Origin of the sequence: Bradyrhizobium icense, from assembly GCF_001693385.1 — a bacterium.
Lineage (GTDB): Bacteria > Pseudomonadota > Alphaproteobacteria > Rhizobiales > Xanthobacteraceae > Bradyrhizobium > Bradyrhizobium icense.
In genome coordinates this window covers 1,257,509-1,272,167 of record NZ_CP016428.1, presented here as the reverse complement: position 1 = coordinate 1,272,167, position 14,659 = coordinate 1,257,509, and the positions used below count along the sequence as shown (strand labels likewise).

The window sequence follows — 14,659 nt, the reverse complement described above, 5'->3', positions numbered from 1 at the left end:
GTAACCGGATGCTTAGAGCGGATGCAGCACGCGTCGCAAAAAATCCTGCGTGCGCGCATGCTGCGGCTGGTTGAGGACCGATTTCGCAGGTCCCTGCTCGACGATCACGCCACCATCGATGAACAGCACGCGGTCGGCGACATCCCGGGCAAACCCCATCTCGTGGGTGACGACGACCATGGTCATGCCGTCGTCGGCGAGCTTGCGCATCACCGACAGCACATCGCCGACCAGCTCGGGATCGAGCGCGGAGGTCGGCTCGTCGAACAGAATCGCCTTCGGCTGCATCGCAAGTGCGCGGGCAATCGCGACGCGCTGCTGCTGACCGCCGGAGAGTTGCGGCGGATGGCTGTCGGCCTTTTCGGCAAGCCCCACCTGCGCCAGCAGCGCGCGGCCACGCTCGAGCGCCGCGGGGCGCGGCTCCTTCTTCACATAGACCGGTCCCTCGATGACGTTTTCCAGCGCGGTACGGTGCGGAAACAGGTTGAAGCGCTGGAACACCATCGAGACCTGCGTCCGGATCGCAACGATCGAGGGCGCGTTGCGGTCGACCCGCGCGCCTTCGACGAGGATATCGCCGCCGTCATAGCTTTCCAGCCCGTTGATGCAGCGCAGGATGGTGGACTTTCCGGAGCCCGAGGGGCCGACGATGCAGACCACCTCGCCCTTCTCGACGGAAGCCGTGATGCCCTTGAGCACCTCGACCTTGCCAAAACTCTTGTGAACGTTGGTGAGCTCGATCATTTATGGCCCGCGCGCTTCTCGAAGTGACGGACCAGAAGAATGAGCGGGATGCTCATGGTGAGATACATCAGCGCCACCAGCGTGAACACGCTGGTGTTCTTGAAGGTGGAGGACGCGATCAGCTTGCCCTGCAGCGCGAGCTCGGCGACCGTGATGGTCGAAGCCTGTGACGAATCCTTCAGCATCATGATCATGATGTTGCCGTAGGGCGGCAGCACGATTCTAACCGCCTGCGGCAACACCACGCGGCGCATGGTCGCCCACCAGCCCATGCCGATCGCCTGCGCCGCCTCGATCTGTCCCTTGTCGATCGCCTCGATGCCGGCGCGGAAATTCTCCGCCTGGTAGGCCGAATAGGCGATGCCTAGACCGAGGATTGCCGCCTGCAGCGCGGTCAGCGTGAGGCCGAGTTCCGGCATCACGAAGTAGAGATAGAACAACATCACGATGATCGGAATGCCGCGGATGACGTTGATCAGCCCGGCGCTGAAGCCTGTGAAGATGCCGATGCCGGATACCCGCATCAACGCCCAGACCAGGCCGAGCGCGGTGGACAGCAAGAGCGAGCCGATCGTGACGATGATCGTCAGCGCCACGCCGCTCATCAGGATCGGCAGGAACTCGACCGCGTCGCGCCAGAAGGCTTGCATCAGGCCCCCTGCGCCTTCAGGCCCCATTTATCGAGGATCTTTGTGACGGTGCCGTTCGCCTTCAGTTTTGCGAGCGAGGCGTTGATCTTGGCGAGCAGTTCGGTGTCGCCCTTGCGCACGCCGATGCCGACCGCGCCGACGGTTGCAGGCTTGTAGCTCTCGACGATGCGCGCCTCGGGGAAACCGCCTTGCTTCAGATTATAGGCGAGGATCGGATAGTCGGCGAAGCCGGCCTTGAGGCGGCCGGCGTTCACATCGCGCAGAATATCGGGAATGGTGTCGTAGGCCTTCACCTCGCTGAACAGGCCCGACTTCTTCAGCGCATCGACGAATGCCGTGCCGACCTGCGCGCCGACCACCTCGCCTTTCAGATCGTCCTGCTTGGCGTACGCCTTGGTGTCACTCTTCGGCACCAGCAGGCCTTCGCCGTAGCTGTAAAACGGTTCGGAGAAATCGATCACTTCCTTGCGCGCCGGGGTGACGAACATCGCCGCCGAGATGATGTCGATCTTGTTGGACGTGAGCGAAGCAATCAGGGTCGAGAACTGCATCGGCTCGATCTGCACCTGGAAGCCGGCGTCCTTGCCGATCTCCGTGATGAGATCGACCATAATGCCCTGAATGCTGTTGGTCTTGGTATCGAGGAAGGTGAAGGGCACGCCGGTCGGCGTCGAACCCACCTTCAATACCTTTTGCGCCGATGCCGGCATTGCGGCTGTGAGAACAATGGCCGCCACTGCGGCCTGAACGAGACGCTTCAGAGCCATCGCACCACCTCCTGAAACTGCACACCGCCCCGGCCCTGCCCGCGCCCTAAACCAAAGAGTTGCGGGCAACGCCGTTCAGGCCTATTTTCACTAATATGAAATTGTGGTCACACTTCCCCGGGGTTTGCAAGCGATTTTCATGCACATGAAGAAGGCGGTCCTGACGTGAGCGGCGGCAAGCGAATAAAGAAACCGGCGTTCAAGGCCAAGGCGAGGGCCGCCGGAAAGGCGACGGCCAGGTCGAGGGCGAAGACTGCCGCCAGACCAGCCGAGCCGGCGATGGACCTTGCGGTCGGCCGCCGCATTCGCGACTTGCGCCGCGAACACAAGCTTTCGCTGGAGACGATTGCAGCGAAGACCGACCTGTCGATCGGCTTTCTCAGCCAGATCGAGCGCGGCCTGTCATCGCCCTCGCTTCGCGTGCTGGCGACGCTCGCCGATGTACTCGGCGTCGGCATCGCCGCGCTGTTTGGCTCGCAGCCCAATGACGACGCGGCCTCCAGCGTGGTGACGCGCCAGTTGCAGCGCGCCGAACTGAAACTGTGGCGCACGGGGATTTCAAAGCAGTTGCTGAGCCCGGCGGGTGCGGAAAACCGCCTCAACCTGTTTCTCGTGCACCTGGAGCCCGGCGGCAACACCGGCGACGAACTCTACACGCATGACGGCGAGGAAGCGGGGCTGGTGCTGGAAGGTGAGATGACGCTGACAGTCGACGCCGAGACCTGGTCGCTCAGGACTGGCGACAGCTTTCGCTTTGCCAGCCGCCGCCCGCACCGCTTCTCAAATCCCGCGAAAGATGCGAAAGCGGTCGTGCTGTGGGTGAATTGCGTGACGCAGGCGTCATGAACGACGGTCTGGAACAAGGAATGGATCAAGCCCGAGAGGATTGGAGCCCACACAGCGCGCATTGGGGCGCTTTCTCGGCACGGTGGAACGGCGCGACGCTGGATATCAAGCCGTACGAGCACGACCCGGCGCCCTCCCCGATGTTGCGGAATTTCACCACGGCGATGCGCCACAAGGCCCGCATCCTGCGGCCGATGGTGCGCAAGGCGTGGCTGGACCGAAGCGCACCCGCTGTGCGCACCTTCGACCAGACATTCGTTGCGTGCCCCTGGGACGAAGTGCTCGACCTGCTCGCGGGCGAATTGTCGCGGATCCGAATCGAACATGGCGCCGCCGCGGTCTACGGCGGCTCCTATGGCTGGTCCAGCGCCGGACGTTTCCACCACGCGCAGAGCCAGGTTCACCGCTTTCTGAACACCGCGTTCGGCGGCTATGTGCGTTCGGTGAACAGCTATAGCGCCGGCGCCTCGGCCGTGATCCTGCCGCATGTGATGGGCAGCTACGAAGCCGTCTCGCGTCACAACGTGACGTGGGATCAGATCGCCGAGCACACCGACACGGTGCTGGCCTTCGGCGGCATGGCGCTGAAAAACTCGGACGTCGCAAGTGGCGGCATCAGCCGGCACATCGAGCGCGACGCGATGCAAAGGGCAGCGCGCCGCGGCGCCGTCTTCTACGGCATCGCCCCTTTGCGCGACGACATGCCGGAAGAGGCCGGCGCCCGGTGGATGCCGATCAAGGTCGGCACCGATGTCGCGCTGATGCTGGCGCTCGCGCACACGCTCCTTGTCGAAAATCTGTGGGATCGCGGCTTTGTAGCGCGCTGTTGCACCGGCTTCGATATCTTCGAACGCTATCTGCTCGGCCGCGACGATCATACGCCAAAGGACGCGGCATGGGCCGCCGACATTACCGGCATTCCGGCCGGCACGATCGTCGACGTCGCCCGCCGGCTGCCGCGCGGACGCACCTTGATCACGGTCTCGCATTCGCTGCAGCGGGCGCAATATGGCGAGCAACCGGTATGGATGGGCGCGGTGCTCGCGGCCATGCTGGGCCAGATCGGCCTGCCCGGCGGCGGATATAATTACGCGCTCGGTGCGCTCGGCCACACCGGCCGTCGTCTCAATGCGGTTCCGATCCCGACGCTCTCGCAAGGCAAGAACGGCACGGCCGACTTCATCCCGGTCGCACGTGTCGCCGACATGCTCCTCAATCCGGGACAAGCGTTCGAATACAACGGCCGCACGATGCGGTATCCCGACATCAAGCTGATCTATTGGGCGGGCGGCAACCCGTTCCATCATCACCAGGACATCAATCGGCTGCGGCGGGCCTTCAATGTCCCGCAAACCATTGTCGTGCACGAGAGCGCCTGGACACCGATGGCGAAGTTTGCCGACATCGTGTTGCCGGCGACCATGACGCTGGAGCGCGACGATATCGGCGCCGCAGGCACCGATCCAAGGCTGGTCGCGATGCGCAAGGCCGTGGACCCGATCGGCGAAGCGCGTGACGATTTCGATATTTTTGCCGCGCTGTCGCGGCGATTGGGCGTCGAACAGGCTTTCACGGAAGGACGCGATACCAGGCAATGGCTGGCCCATCTTTACGAACCGACGCGGCGTGCGCTTGCCGATGCCGGTTGGGATGCGCCGGATTTCGATGAATTCTGGCAACGCGGCGAGCTCGCGCTGCCATCGGCCCCCGATGACGGCGGCTTTCTGCGCGCCTTCCGCAACGATCCCGTCAAGAACAAGCTGCCCACGCCGAGCGGCAAGATCGAGATCTATTCGGAAACCATCGCAGGCTACGATTATGACGATTGCCCGCCCCATCCGGCATGGCTGCCGTCGACCGAACCGCCGGATTCGCACCACCCGTTGACGCTGATCGCCAATCAGCCGGCGACCCGGCTGCACAGCCAGCTCGACTTCGGTGCCTACAGCCAGTCCAGGAAAATTGCCGGCCGGGAAGCCATCCGCCTCAACCCCGTCGACGCGACGCGCCGCGGCATCGCGGATGGCGACATCGTCCGCCTGTTCAACGATCGCGGTGCGTGTCTGGCCGCCGCCGCCGTTTCAGACGACGTGATGCCCGGCGTGGTGCAATTGTCCACCGGCGCCTGGTACGATCCAGAAGCCGGCGCAGCAGAACATCCGCTTTGCGTTCATGGCAACCCGAACGTGCTCACGCGCGACATCGGCACGTCGCGGCTCGCGCAAGGTTGCTGCGGTCAGGTGACGGTAGTCGAGTGCGAGAAGTATGAGGGAGAGCTGCCTCCGATTCGAGCCTTCGATCCGCCCGACCAGAAGTGATGACGGCGGCGACACCAGCCGCGTCTTCTATTCCGCCCATGATGCCAAGGCGGTCGTGCCGTGGGTGTGTAGAGTTGGGTCGTCATTCCGCGGCGATGCGAAGCATCGAACTAGGGTATGCCATTGCATACCCGAGAATCTCGAGATTCCCCGATGCGCAATTGCGCATCTGGGGTCTGGTGCTCGCGCACCATCCCGGAATGACAGCGCTAGCCAAACCGCTGATCGTAGCGGCTCACATTGAGCTCGCTTACATCGATATCCGGCTTCCGCCCCGATATCAGATCCGCCATCACCCGTCCCGATCCGCAGGCCATGGTCCAGCCGAGCGTGCCGTGGCCGGTGTTGAGGTGCAGATTGCTGTAGCGCGTTGCGCCGATGATCGGCGGCCCGTCCGGGGTCATCGGGCGCAGGCCGCACCAGAAGCTGGCTTTGCTCAGGTCGCCGCCGCGCGGAAACATGTCGGAGAGCGAATGATCCAGCGTCGCCCGCCGCGCCGCATCGAGCGTATTCGAATAGCCGGAAATTTCCGCGGTGCCGCCGACGCGTATGCGGTCCCCCAGCCGCGTGATCGCGACCTTGTAGCTTTCGTCCATCACGGTCGACACCGGCGCGCCGTCGGGATCGGTGACCGGCACCGTGATCGAATAACCCTTCACCGGATAGACCGGAACGGAAATGCCGATCGGTTTGAGCAATCGCGGCGACCAGCTTCCGAGCGCTGCGACATAGGCGTCGGCCTGCAACAGGCCTGCGCTGGTGACCACGCCGGTGATCTTGCCGCCGTCCGCGACCAAGCGCTCGATCGTCGTGTTGAACTTGAACTGCACGCCGAGCTTTGCTGCTTCCTTGGCGAGCGCCTGCGTGAACATATGGCAATCGCCGGTCTCGTCCTGCGGCAGCCGGAGCCCGCCAACGAATTTTTCCTTCACGGCCGCGAGCGCGGGCTCCGCGCCAATGCAGCCGGCGCGATCCAAAAGCTCGTACGGCACGCCATATTGCTTTAGCACCGCGATGTCGTCGCCGGTCGAGTCGAGCTGCTTCTGCTTGCGGAAAAGCTGCAGCGTGCCGCGGCTGCGCTCGTCATATGTGATGCCGATCTCGGCGCGCAACGCTCGCAAGCAATCGCGGCTGTATTCGGCGATCGGGATCATCCGGCTCTTGTTGACCGCGTAGCGCTCTGCCGTGCAGTTGCGCAGCATCTTCAGCCCCCAGATCCACATGACAGGATCGAGCTTGGGCCAGATCACCAGCGGCCCGTGCCGCATCAACAGCCACTTGATCGCCTTCACCGGCACGCCGGGGCCGGCCCAGGGCGACGAATAGCCGGGCGAGACCTCGCCGGCATTGGCAAAGCTGGTTTCCTGTGCAGGCTCCGCCTGACGGTCGACGACGACAACCTCATGGCCGGCGCGCGCCAGATAATAGGCTGTGGTGACGCCGATCACGCCACTGCCGAGAACGATTGTCTTCACGATTCCTCACGCATCCGCCGCGGCAATGTCGCCGCGGCTTCTGTCTTTCCTTGCGAGCAAGGATCAGGCCACGCGCTTGATCGCATCGCCGAGGATCGAAACCATGTCGTCGACATGGCTCTTCTCGACGATCAGGGGCGGCGACATCGCAAAGCTGTCGCCGCTCATGCGCAAATAAAGCCCGCGATTGAAGCAATCGACCATCACGTCATAGCCACGCGCGCCGACGCCGTCCTTGCGCGGCGCGACTTCGACCGCGCCCATCAGGCCGCAATTGCGGATGTCGATCACGTTGGGCAGACCTTTGAGCGAATGCAGCGCATCGCGCCAGTATTCGGCCAGCGACGCGCCGCGCGTCAAAAGCCCCTCGTCCTTGTAGATGTCGAGCGTCGCCAGGCCCGCGGCGCAGGCGGTCGGATGCGCCGAATAGGTGTAGCCGTGGAACAGCTCGATCGTGCCCTCAGGCCCGGTCATCAGCCCGTCGTGGATCTTGCGGCTGGCAAACACCGCGCCGCAGGGCACGGTGCCGTTGGTGATGCCCTTGGCGGTCGTCATCATGTCGGGCGTGACGCCGAAATAATCCGCCGCGAACGGCGTGCCGAGGCGGCCGAAGCCGGTGATGACCTCATCGAAGATGAGCAGGATGCCGTGCTTGTCGGCGATCTCGCGCAGCCGCTTCAAATAGCCCTTCGGCGGCGGCAGCACGGCGGTCGAGCCCGGCACCGGCTCGACGATGACGGCGGCGATGGTATCGGCGCCATGCAGCGCCACCATCCGCTCAAGATCGTCGGCAAGCTCGGCGCCATGCTCGGGCTGATCCTTGGCAAAGGCGTTGCGGGCGAGATCATGGGTGTGACGGATGTGATCGACACCGGGCAGATGGGTCGCGAACGCGCGGCGGTTCGCCACCATGCCGCCGACCGACATGCCGCCGAAGCCGACGCCGTGATAGCCGCGCTCGCGGCCGATCAGGCGCGTCCGCGTCCCCTGCCCGATGGCGCGCTGGTAGGCCAGCGCGATCTTCAGCGCGGTATCGACCGATTCCGAGCCCGAATTGGTGAAGAAGACGCGATCGAGCCCCTTCGGCGCGATCTCGGTGAGCCGCTCGGCAAAATCGAACGCCAGCGGATGGCCCATGTTGAACGAGGGCGCGAAGTCGAGATTCATCAATTGCCGTTCGACGGCAGCCGCGATCTGGCGGCGGCCGTGGCCGGCATTGACGCACCAGAGACCGGCGGAGCCGTCGATCACCTTGCGGCCGTCGACGGTGGTGTAGTGCATGCCCTCGGCGGAGGCGAACAGGCGCGGCGCTTTCTTGAACTGCCGGTTGGCCGTGAAAGGCATCCAGAACGAGTCGGTCTGCAGGGTGTTCGGCTTTTGGTGAACGGTCACGGGTCTAGCTCCTTTGCTGGCAGCTCAAGATACCACCGGGCCACGCTCGGGAAGCCACAACAAGTCCTTTTCTGCACTCCTGCAACCCATTGATTTTGCTCACCCCGTCGGGGCATATTTGTTCGATCCGAAACATCTGCAACAGGGATTTTCGATGAGCGTCGATATCGGTGGGCGACTCCGCTTCGTCCGGGCCCGGCACAAGCTGTCGCAGCGCGAGCTGGCAAAGCGCTCCGGCGTGACCAATTCGACGATCTCGCTGATCGAATCGAACCAGATGAACCCGTCGGTCGGCGCGCTGAAGCGGATCCTCGACGGGCTGCCGATGGGGCTCGCCGAATTCTTCGCGATCGAGCCGGAGCGGCCGCGCAAGGCGTTCTACCGCTCCGATGAGCTGACCGAAATCGGCAAGCAGCCAATCTCCTACCGCCAGGTCGGGGACAATTTGTTCGGCCGCGCGTTGCAGATCCTGAAAGAACGCTACGAGCCGGGTAGCGACACCGGGCGGGTGCCGCTGACCCATGACGGCGAGGAAGGCGGCATCGTGGTGAGCGGCCGGCTCGAGGTGACCGTCGACGACGAGCGCCGTATCCTCGACCCGGGCGACGCCTATTATTTCGAAAGCCGCCGCCCGCACCGCTTCCGCTGCGTCGGAGGAAAACCGTGTGAAGTGATCAGCGCCTGCACGCCGCCGACGTTTTGAGAAGCCAAAGCGCGCACTCATCTGTGGACGCCCCGCGAGATGCAAGCGGTTTTTGAAGAAGATTGGCGCGTAGTCGGATGCTGCCATCTGTCCGGCCTCTGATGCAGCGATGGAGCTGCGGGCCCGTATGGGAGTTCGCGGACCGGAACCAAATCATAAATACGTGCTCCAGGCACGATGAGTACATCTGGTTCTTCCGGCCCCGTCTCGCCGACTGTTGCGCCATACCCTCCTTCGACCGACTACATCTCTGACGACCTCAGGCCCACTAGGCTTACGCCTTGGCGGCGACCGGAGCTCTGTAGTTTTCCTGCTTTACAAGTAGTGCCCAGACAATCCGCGCCATCTTGTTGGCGAGCGCGACGGTTACCAGCATGCGTGGTTTGCGAGCCAGCATCTGTTCGAGCCACGAACCCTTTGGTGCGCCCCGTTTGCTTGCCTGCTGCACGACGGCGCTGCTGCCGATGATGAGGAGGCGCCTGAGTGTGCGCTCACCCATTTTGGATGTCGCACCGAGCTTCTGCTTGCCGCCTGTCGATCTTTGAAGAGGCGTAAGACCCAGCCAGGCGGCAAAGTCCCGGCCCTTGGCAAAGGTCTCGGCCGGCGGTGCTAGAGCGGTGATCGCGGTAGCGGAGATTGGGCCAATGCCGGGAATGGTCATCAGCCTTCGCGATACTTCGTCCTCGCGGGCACGTCGGGCGATCTCCTTGTCGAGATCCGCGATCTTGCCATTGAGGCCGGCGAGCAGGTCTAACATCACTCGGAACATGGTGTGGGCCGCTTCTGGAAGCGAGCTGACCATCTCTTCTTCCTCGATCAGGTCGGCAAGCATCGCCACATGCGATGGTCCCTTGGGCGCGACCCAACCATATTCAGTGAGGTGTCCCCGAATCGCGTTGATGAGCTGGGTTCGCTGCCGCACTAACAGATCACGGGTCCGAAACACCAGACCCGCCGCTTGTTGCTGCTCGCTCTTCACGGCCACGAACCGCATGCTCGGCCGCTGCGCTGCCTCGCAGATCGCCTCGGCATCGATCGCGTCGTTCTTTTGCCGCTTCACGAACGGTTTTACATAGGCGGGCGGGATCAGCCGAACTTCATGGCCGAGTTGGGTGAGCTGACGGGCCCAGTGATGTGCTCCGCCACATGCCTCCAGCGCTACCGTGCAACTCGGCTGGGCTGCGAAGAAATCCAGCAGCTTTCCTCGGCTGATCCGCTTGCTGAATATCGCTCGACCCCGCTCATCCGCTCCGTGCGCGTGAAAAACATGCTTGGCGATATCCAGACCGATTATGATAACCTCTGACACGGACGCCTCCCTTAAGTGGTGCTCAACATCTCCACTTTGGCACATCGATGCCGTCGGCGGGGCGTCCACCCCATCATAAATCCGCTGCAGCGCTCTGAATGGCAGCCGTCTCCGCCTTTGCGGCAGCACACCTCGTAATCGCCCACCGGCATGTCCCGCCAATAGCGGACACTACGATTGGAGGCGAACGCTCAGGCTCCCTGCGCCGCACCAAAACCCCTGGCCGTGCTGTGAAATGTTCTCCGCTGCCAGGAACGACCCCCGTAGCGGTCGAGTTATGTCGACGAAAATTCACTCTTGTGAAGGGAGCCGAGCCATGGCCCGCGCAACAGCCCATCCGGATCATCAATGCATCTCAAGCGAAGACATTCATGGAACCGAGGTTTATGGAGCAGATGGAAAGAACATCGGTGAGATTGATCACCTCATCATCGACAAGGTATCAGGTCGCGTAGCTTATGCCGTCATGAGCTTTGGCGGATTTGTCGGATTGGGCCACAGCCATTATCCCATCCCGTGGAGCGCCCTGACATTTGATACGTCGCTTGGTGGTTTTCGAACCAATATCACCGAGCAACAGCTGAGGGACGCGCCGGAGTTCAGCGATGACTCCTGGCAGGATCGAGACTGGGAAACGCGCACCCACCGGCACTACGGGATGCCTACGTACTGGGAAGGGCGAGGAGGTCTATAACGCTAGGCAGCATCTGAAAATTCTCGGTTGTCAGTGCCTGCTGACCCATTGAGGAACCGGTCGGCCAGCCCCGGCGGCGCGAAAGATATTCCGTTTGGCGCGCTCGAGCCGGGGCGACGGCACAACATGCAACCGCTTGCCGATGTCCGCAATTGCTCAAGCTTGATTAAAGGCTTTGGCAGTCGCGGCCGTGTCCATGTATTCTTGAAAAGCTACGATCTGGCCGCCACGGACGGTAAAGACGTGCGCGAAGTCGCTCTCCCAGGTCCGCCCGTTGGCTTTGACCTGCCAGTCGTAATGACCGAGCACGACGACCTTGTCTGCCTGAGCAATGAGCTCACGTGGCTCGAAAGAACGAACGTCCATTAGGCTGGCGAGCGTCGAAAAGAACTCGCCGACCGCGTCGCGTCCCTGTCGCTTGCCACCTAATGGCACGTTTTCAACCTGTGGCAATTGCCACGTGATGTCCTCTGACATGGATTGCAACAGCATCGGGATGTCGCCGGCTTTGAACTTTGCGTAGGCCTGCTCAACGAGTTGTCGGTTCTCCTGTTCGCTCATCTGCACCCTCCTTACGCATTTTGGGTGAAAACGCGATCCATAACTGATCTGCGCAACGCGCGGGCGGCGCATTCGGGGTACCCCGCCAAGGATTTGAGCCAAAAAGTCAGGAAATGGCTGAATGAAACGTCACGCGTCCTGCATGTCGGCCTACTTCTCCAGCGCGCTCGACAATACCAGTTCGAGTTCCTGCCTCACATCATCGAGCGGCTGGGCGCTGCGCGCGGCGCGGCACATCGCGACCGTTCCTTCCGTCGATGCGATGACGAGCGCGGCGAGCCGCCGCGCGCGCGCAGGCGCCACACCCTCGCGCCGTAGCACCGTGAACATGATGCGCTGCCAGTCCGCAAACACGCCGTCGGCAAGATCGAGCAGATGCCGCTGCGCGGCTTCGTCCGGCTCGCCGGCCTTCTCCGTCGCATCGTTGACATATTGCTCGACCGCGACCGCGAGCACCGGGCAGCCGGCCTGGAATTTCGACTTCTCCAGCGTCTGACGCCACAGCGCGATGAAGGTGCGCAGGCCCGCTATCGCGCCGCGCGACTGCGTCAAGTGCTCCAGCGGGCCGCTGACCTGCCGGCCCGCAAACACCAGCGCATCCTCGATCAGTTGCTGCTTGCCGCGCGGAAAATGATGGCCGATCGAGCCGCGCGGCGTGCCGGTGTGGCGGACCACCTCGCGCATGCTGGTGGCGTTGACGCCGCGGCGGCTCATCAGGTCGGCGGCGCCTGCCACCATTTTTGCGCGGGTATCTGACGTCATCGGAGATCCTTGTCGCCTGGATAGCTCATCCTAGAATATGACGCTTGACATAGCCAGCCCGATCTGGACTATGCCATCTGTCATAGTCAGTAAGCAGGCCAGGGCAGAAGGAAGCGCGCGATGACCTTTATCCATGTGATGACCCCGCAAGGGCGCCTGAACGCCGATCAGCGGCGCGTGCTGGCCAAAACGCTGACGGATGCCGTGCTGGTGCCGGAAGTCGGGAAACTCACGCCGGAGGCGCGCCGAGGCTATCAAATCCATTTCGTCGAGCGGCCGCTCGATATGATCGCGCACGGCGGAGAGTTGCTCTCCGACAAGCCCAGCGACGTGATGGTGCTCGACGTCGTCGTGATGGACTGCTGCTGGACGCGCGAGGATCGCGCCACCGTCATCCGTAATATTCACGCCGCGCTTGCGGACGCCTGCGGGATGAAGACGCCCTCGCCCGGCTGGTGGATCAATTTCCGTATCATCGAGGAAGGAAGCTGGGGTTCGCGCGGCGGTGTGCTGTCGTTCCTCGACCTGCTCGAACATGGCGCATCGCACTTTTCGCCGGAACGCGCCGCGGCAATCCGCACCGCACTCGCCGTCAAATACGAGCGATAGACGCGCGCGCCCAGTACAGCATTTTCCGGAAACAATCAGGACCGAGAGGGAAGACCATGAGCGCCGAAGGAAAAATCCGCACCGAGACCCATGATCGCATCTTCAGGATCATCATCGACAACCCCGCCAAGAAGAACGCGTTCTCGCCCGCGATGATGGAGCAGTTGTCGGATGCCCTGACGGAACTGCACAACAACGAAGACTATTGGGTCGGCGTCATCTGCGCCGAAGGCAAGGATTTCACCGCCGGTCTCGACATGCCGAAATTCTTCGGCCCCAACGCCGAGAAACGGAATTTCAAGGAAGGCAATGTAGACGTCTTCGGCCTGCAGAAGCGCTGCAAAAAGCCGATCGTGTCGGCGGTGCAGGGCATCGTCTTCACCATCGGCATCGAACTGATGCTGGCCGGCGACATCGTCGTCGCCGCCGACGACGCCCGCTTCTGTCAGATGGAATCAAAGCGCGGCATCGCCCCGCTCGGCGGCGCGCATTTCCGATTCCTGTCGCGCACCGGCTGGGGCAACGCGATGTATCACCTGTTCCTGTGCGATGAATTCACCGCCACGCGCGCCCGCGAGATCGGCCTGGTCCAGGAAGTCGTGCCGGCCGGCGAGCAAATCGAGCGCGCGATGACGCTCGCCAACATCATCGCCGGCAATGCGCCGCTCGGCATTCAAGTCACCAAGGAAGCGGCCCTCAAGTATGTCGATCACAGCGAGGCCGCCGCCATCGCCTACATTCCGAAAGTCCGCGAGCGCGTGCTCAACAGCGCCGATGCGCGCGAAGGCATTCAATCCTTCATCGAGCGCCGCGCCGCGGTGTTCCAGGGGCGGTGATCGCGGCCATGCAGCTAATAGCCGCAGTGCCACCGGGTCGACCAAGGATGTCAGCGCGAACGATACCGCTCCTGGACTCGCATTCGCACCCGGCGGCCTGCCATCGCGGCGATGGCATCGCCTGGAGCAGGGCCAGCAACAGAGCTAACCGCGAAAATCGATGCTGCGCAGGATGATGCCGGGCGGGGTCCCCTCCAACTCTCCGGCATCGAATTTGCGCGACGCGCATTGTTCGATCCTGTCGCGCAAGCGCAGGAATTGCTCTTCGCGCTGGCTGGTCGCCGTGCGCGACGCATGCTCCAGATCGTCCATCGCGGAAGCGCTGACGGCGCAGGGAATCTCCCTGGACCCGTCCATCATGGAGAACAGCAGCACCATGCGATCGAACTCATAACCGCGAATGTTTCCGCGTGTGAGCGTCATCGGGCGTTCCTCCCCGAGAGAAACGATAAGTGCCTCAGCTTGTTCCTCATCCGGGCCTGACGGCTTAAGCGAATAGTACTTCCGCCCACGTGCCGGCGGGTATAAATTTCCACCTGTCTGCACCGTGGCAAGCACCGCCAGTCCGGGGGCATTTGCATGCGCGCTCTTGTTCTGGTTCTCGCATTCCTCATCGGCCTGGGCGCCCCTGCTCTCGCCGACGACGTCGCCGCCGCCCAGAGCGTGATCCGCGCGCAGGAGCAGGCGTTCGCTCGCGATGACGCCACGTCTGCCTATTCCCACGCCGCGCCCGAGATCAGGCAAATTTTCCCGCAGGCCGACATCTTCATGCAGATGGTCCGGCAGGGCTACGCGCCGGTCTATCGCCACAAGAGCTTCGAATTCGGCGAGGCGCGCGCGGCCAACGGCCGGATCGCGCAACGCGTTCACATCGTCGACGACAATGGCGAAGCCTGGGAAGCGATGTATACGCTGGAGCAACAGCCGGACGGCAGTCTGAAGATTACGGGATGTTCGCTGTTGAAGGCCGGGCAGGCGGTTTAACATAGCGTT

General features: G+C 62.9%; 16 protein-coding genes. 7 read left to right on the top strand and 9 right to left on the bottom strand.

The genetic code is table 11. The features are described 5' to 3' along the window. Positions 1 to 12 precede the first annotated feature (12 nt). Genes LMTR13_RS06090 through LMTR13_RS06080 form a run of 3 tightly spaced genes read right to left on the bottom strand, consistent with a single transcriptional unit; the run spans position 13 to position 2,161 of the window. Positions 13 to 744, bottom strand: coding sequence for an amino acid ABC transporter ATP-binding protein (locus tag LMTR13_RS06090; RefSeq protein ID WP_065727098.1), 732 nt, complete (start codon positions 742 to 744; stop codon positions 13 to 15). Beyond that, entirely contained in the window at positions 741 to 1,394 is a 654-nt protein-coding gene (locus LMTR13_RS06085; RefSeq protein ID WP_065727097.1) for an amino acid ABC transporter permease, read from the bottom strand. Before LMTR13_RS06085 ends, LMTR13_RS06090 begins: the two co-directional genes overlap by 4 nt. Continuing rightward, positions 1,394 to 2,161: an ABC transporter substrate-binding protein gene (locus tag LMTR13_RS06080; protein WP_083218778.1), complete on the bottom strand. Its 768-nt coding sequence runs from the start codon at positions 2,159 to 2,161 to the stop codon at positions 1,394 to 1,396. The genes LMTR13_RS06085 and LMTR13_RS06080 overlap by 1 nt, the downstream gene beginning before the upstream one ends. A gap of 165 nt (positions 2,162 to 2,326) precedes the next feature. Here LMTR13_RS06080 and LMTR13_RS06075 point away from each other — a divergent pair, with 165 nt between their 5' ends. After that, a complete protein-coding gene (locus tag LMTR13_RS06075; protein ID WP_065727096.1) occupies positions 2,327 to 3,007 on the top strand; it encodes a cupin domain-containing protein in 681 nt (226 codons plus the stop codon). Further along, entirely contained in the window at positions 3,004 to 5,325 is a 2,322-nt protein-coding gene (locus tag LMTR13_RS06070; RefSeq protein ID WP_065727095.1) for a molybdopterin guanine dinucleotide-containing S/N-oxide reductase, read from the top strand. Before LMTR13_RS06075 ends, LMTR13_RS06070 begins: the two co-directional genes overlap by 4 nt. Positions 5,326 to 5,534: 209 nt before the next feature. Here the strand turns inward: LMTR13_RS06070 and LMTR13_RS06065 are convergent, their stop codons facing one another. Beyond that, complete coding sequence (locus tag LMTR13_RS06065) at positions 5,535 to 6,800, bottom strand: D-amino acid dehydrogenase (RefSeq protein ID WP_065727094.1); 1,266 nt, start codon at positions 6,798 to 6,800, stop codon at positions 5,535 to 5,537. Positions 6,801 to 6,863: 63 nt separating this feature from the next. Further along, a complete protein-coding gene (aptA, locus tag LMTR13_RS06060; RefSeq protein WP_065727093.1) occupies positions 6,864 to 8,192 on the bottom strand; it encodes an omega-aminotransferase AptA in 1,329 nt (442 codons plus the stop codon). A gap of 154 nt (positions 8,193 to 8,346) precedes the next feature. Between aptA and LMTR13_RS06055 the strand changes: the two genes are divergently transcribed. Next, positions 8,347 to 8,895: a cupin domain-containing protein gene (locus LMTR13_RS06055; RefSeq protein ID WP_028347208.1), complete on the top strand. Its 549-nt coding sequence runs from the start codon at positions 8,347 to 8,349 to the stop codon at positions 8,893 to 8,895. Between the two features lie 274 nt (positions 8,896 to 9,169). On the opposite strand, the gene LMTR13_RS06050 is transcribed toward LMTR13_RS06055, so the two are convergent. Further along, positions 9,170 to 10,204, bottom strand: coding sequence for an IS110 family RNA-guided transposase (locus tag LMTR13_RS06050; RefSeq protein WP_065732464.1), 1,035 nt, complete (start codon positions 10,202 to 10,204; stop codon positions 9,170 to 9,172). A 316-nt stretch (positions 10,205 to 10,520) separates the two neighbouring features. On the opposite strand from LMTR13_RS06050, the gene LMTR13_RS06045 reads away from it, so the two are divergent. Continuing rightward, entirely contained in the window at positions 10,521 to 10,898 is a 378-nt protein-coding gene (locus LMTR13_RS06045) for a PRC-barrel domain-containing protein (RefSeq protein WP_065727092.1), read from the top strand. Between the two features lie 156 nt (positions 10,899 to 11,054). Here the strand turns inward: LMTR13_RS06045 and LMTR13_RS06040 are convergent, their stop codons facing one another. Together LMTR13_RS06040 and LMTR13_RS06035 are read right to left on the bottom strand one after the other, a co-directional pair. Beyond that, positions 11,055 to 11,459, bottom strand: a complete 405-nt coding sequence (locus tag LMTR13_RS06040; protein WP_065727091.1) for a nuclear transport factor 2 family protein — start codon at positions 11,457 to 11,459, stop codon at positions 11,055 to 11,057. A 150-nt stretch (positions 11,460 to 11,609) separates the two neighbouring features. Further along, positions 11,610 to 12,221 carry a TetR/AcrR family transcriptional regulator gene (locus LMTR13_RS06035; RefSeq protein ID WP_065727090.1) on the bottom strand — a complete coding sequence of 204 codons (612 nt, stop codon included), beginning with the start codon at positions 12,219 to 12,221 and terminating at the stop codon, positions 11,610 to 11,612. 120 nt (positions 12,222 to 12,341) lie between these two features. Here LMTR13_RS06035 and LMTR13_RS06030 point away from each other — a divergent pair, with 120 nt between their 5' ends. Both LMTR13_RS06030 and LMTR13_RS06025 read left to right on the top strand, forming a co-directional pair. Then, positions 12,342 to 12,830 (top strand): tautomerase family protein, encoded by a 489-nt coding sequence (locus LMTR13_RS06030; protein ID WP_065727089.1) that lies wholly within the window; start codon positions 12,342 to 12,344, stop codon positions 12,828 to 12,830. Positions 12,831 to 12,886: 56 nt separating this feature from the next. Next, positions 12,887 to 13,666 carry a crotonase/enoyl-CoA hydratase family protein gene (locus LMTR13_RS06025; RefSeq protein WP_065727088.1) on the top strand — a complete coding sequence of 260 codons (780 nt, stop codon included), beginning with the start codon at positions 12,887 to 12,889 and terminating at the stop codon, positions 13,664 to 13,666. A gap of 144 nt (positions 13,667 to 13,810) precedes the next feature. Here the strand turns inward: LMTR13_RS06025 and LMTR13_RS06020 are convergent, their stop codons facing one another. After that, entirely contained in the window at positions 13,811 to 14,089 is a 279-nt protein-coding gene (locus LMTR13_RS06020; RefSeq protein ID WP_065727087.1) for a DUF1488 family protein, read from the bottom strand. A 156-nt stretch (positions 14,090 to 14,245) separates the two neighbouring features. Here LMTR13_RS06020 and LMTR13_RS06015 point away from each other — a divergent pair, with 156 nt between their 5' ends. Further along, the gene (locus LMTR13_RS06015; protein ID WP_065727086.1) at positions 14,246 to 14,650 is read left to right on the top strand and encodes a DUF4864 domain-containing protein; all 405 of its coding nucleotides are present in this window, start codon (positions 14,246 to 14,248) and stop codon (positions 14,648 to 14,650) included. The last annotated feature ends 9 nt before the right edge of the window (positions 14,651 to 14,659 follow it).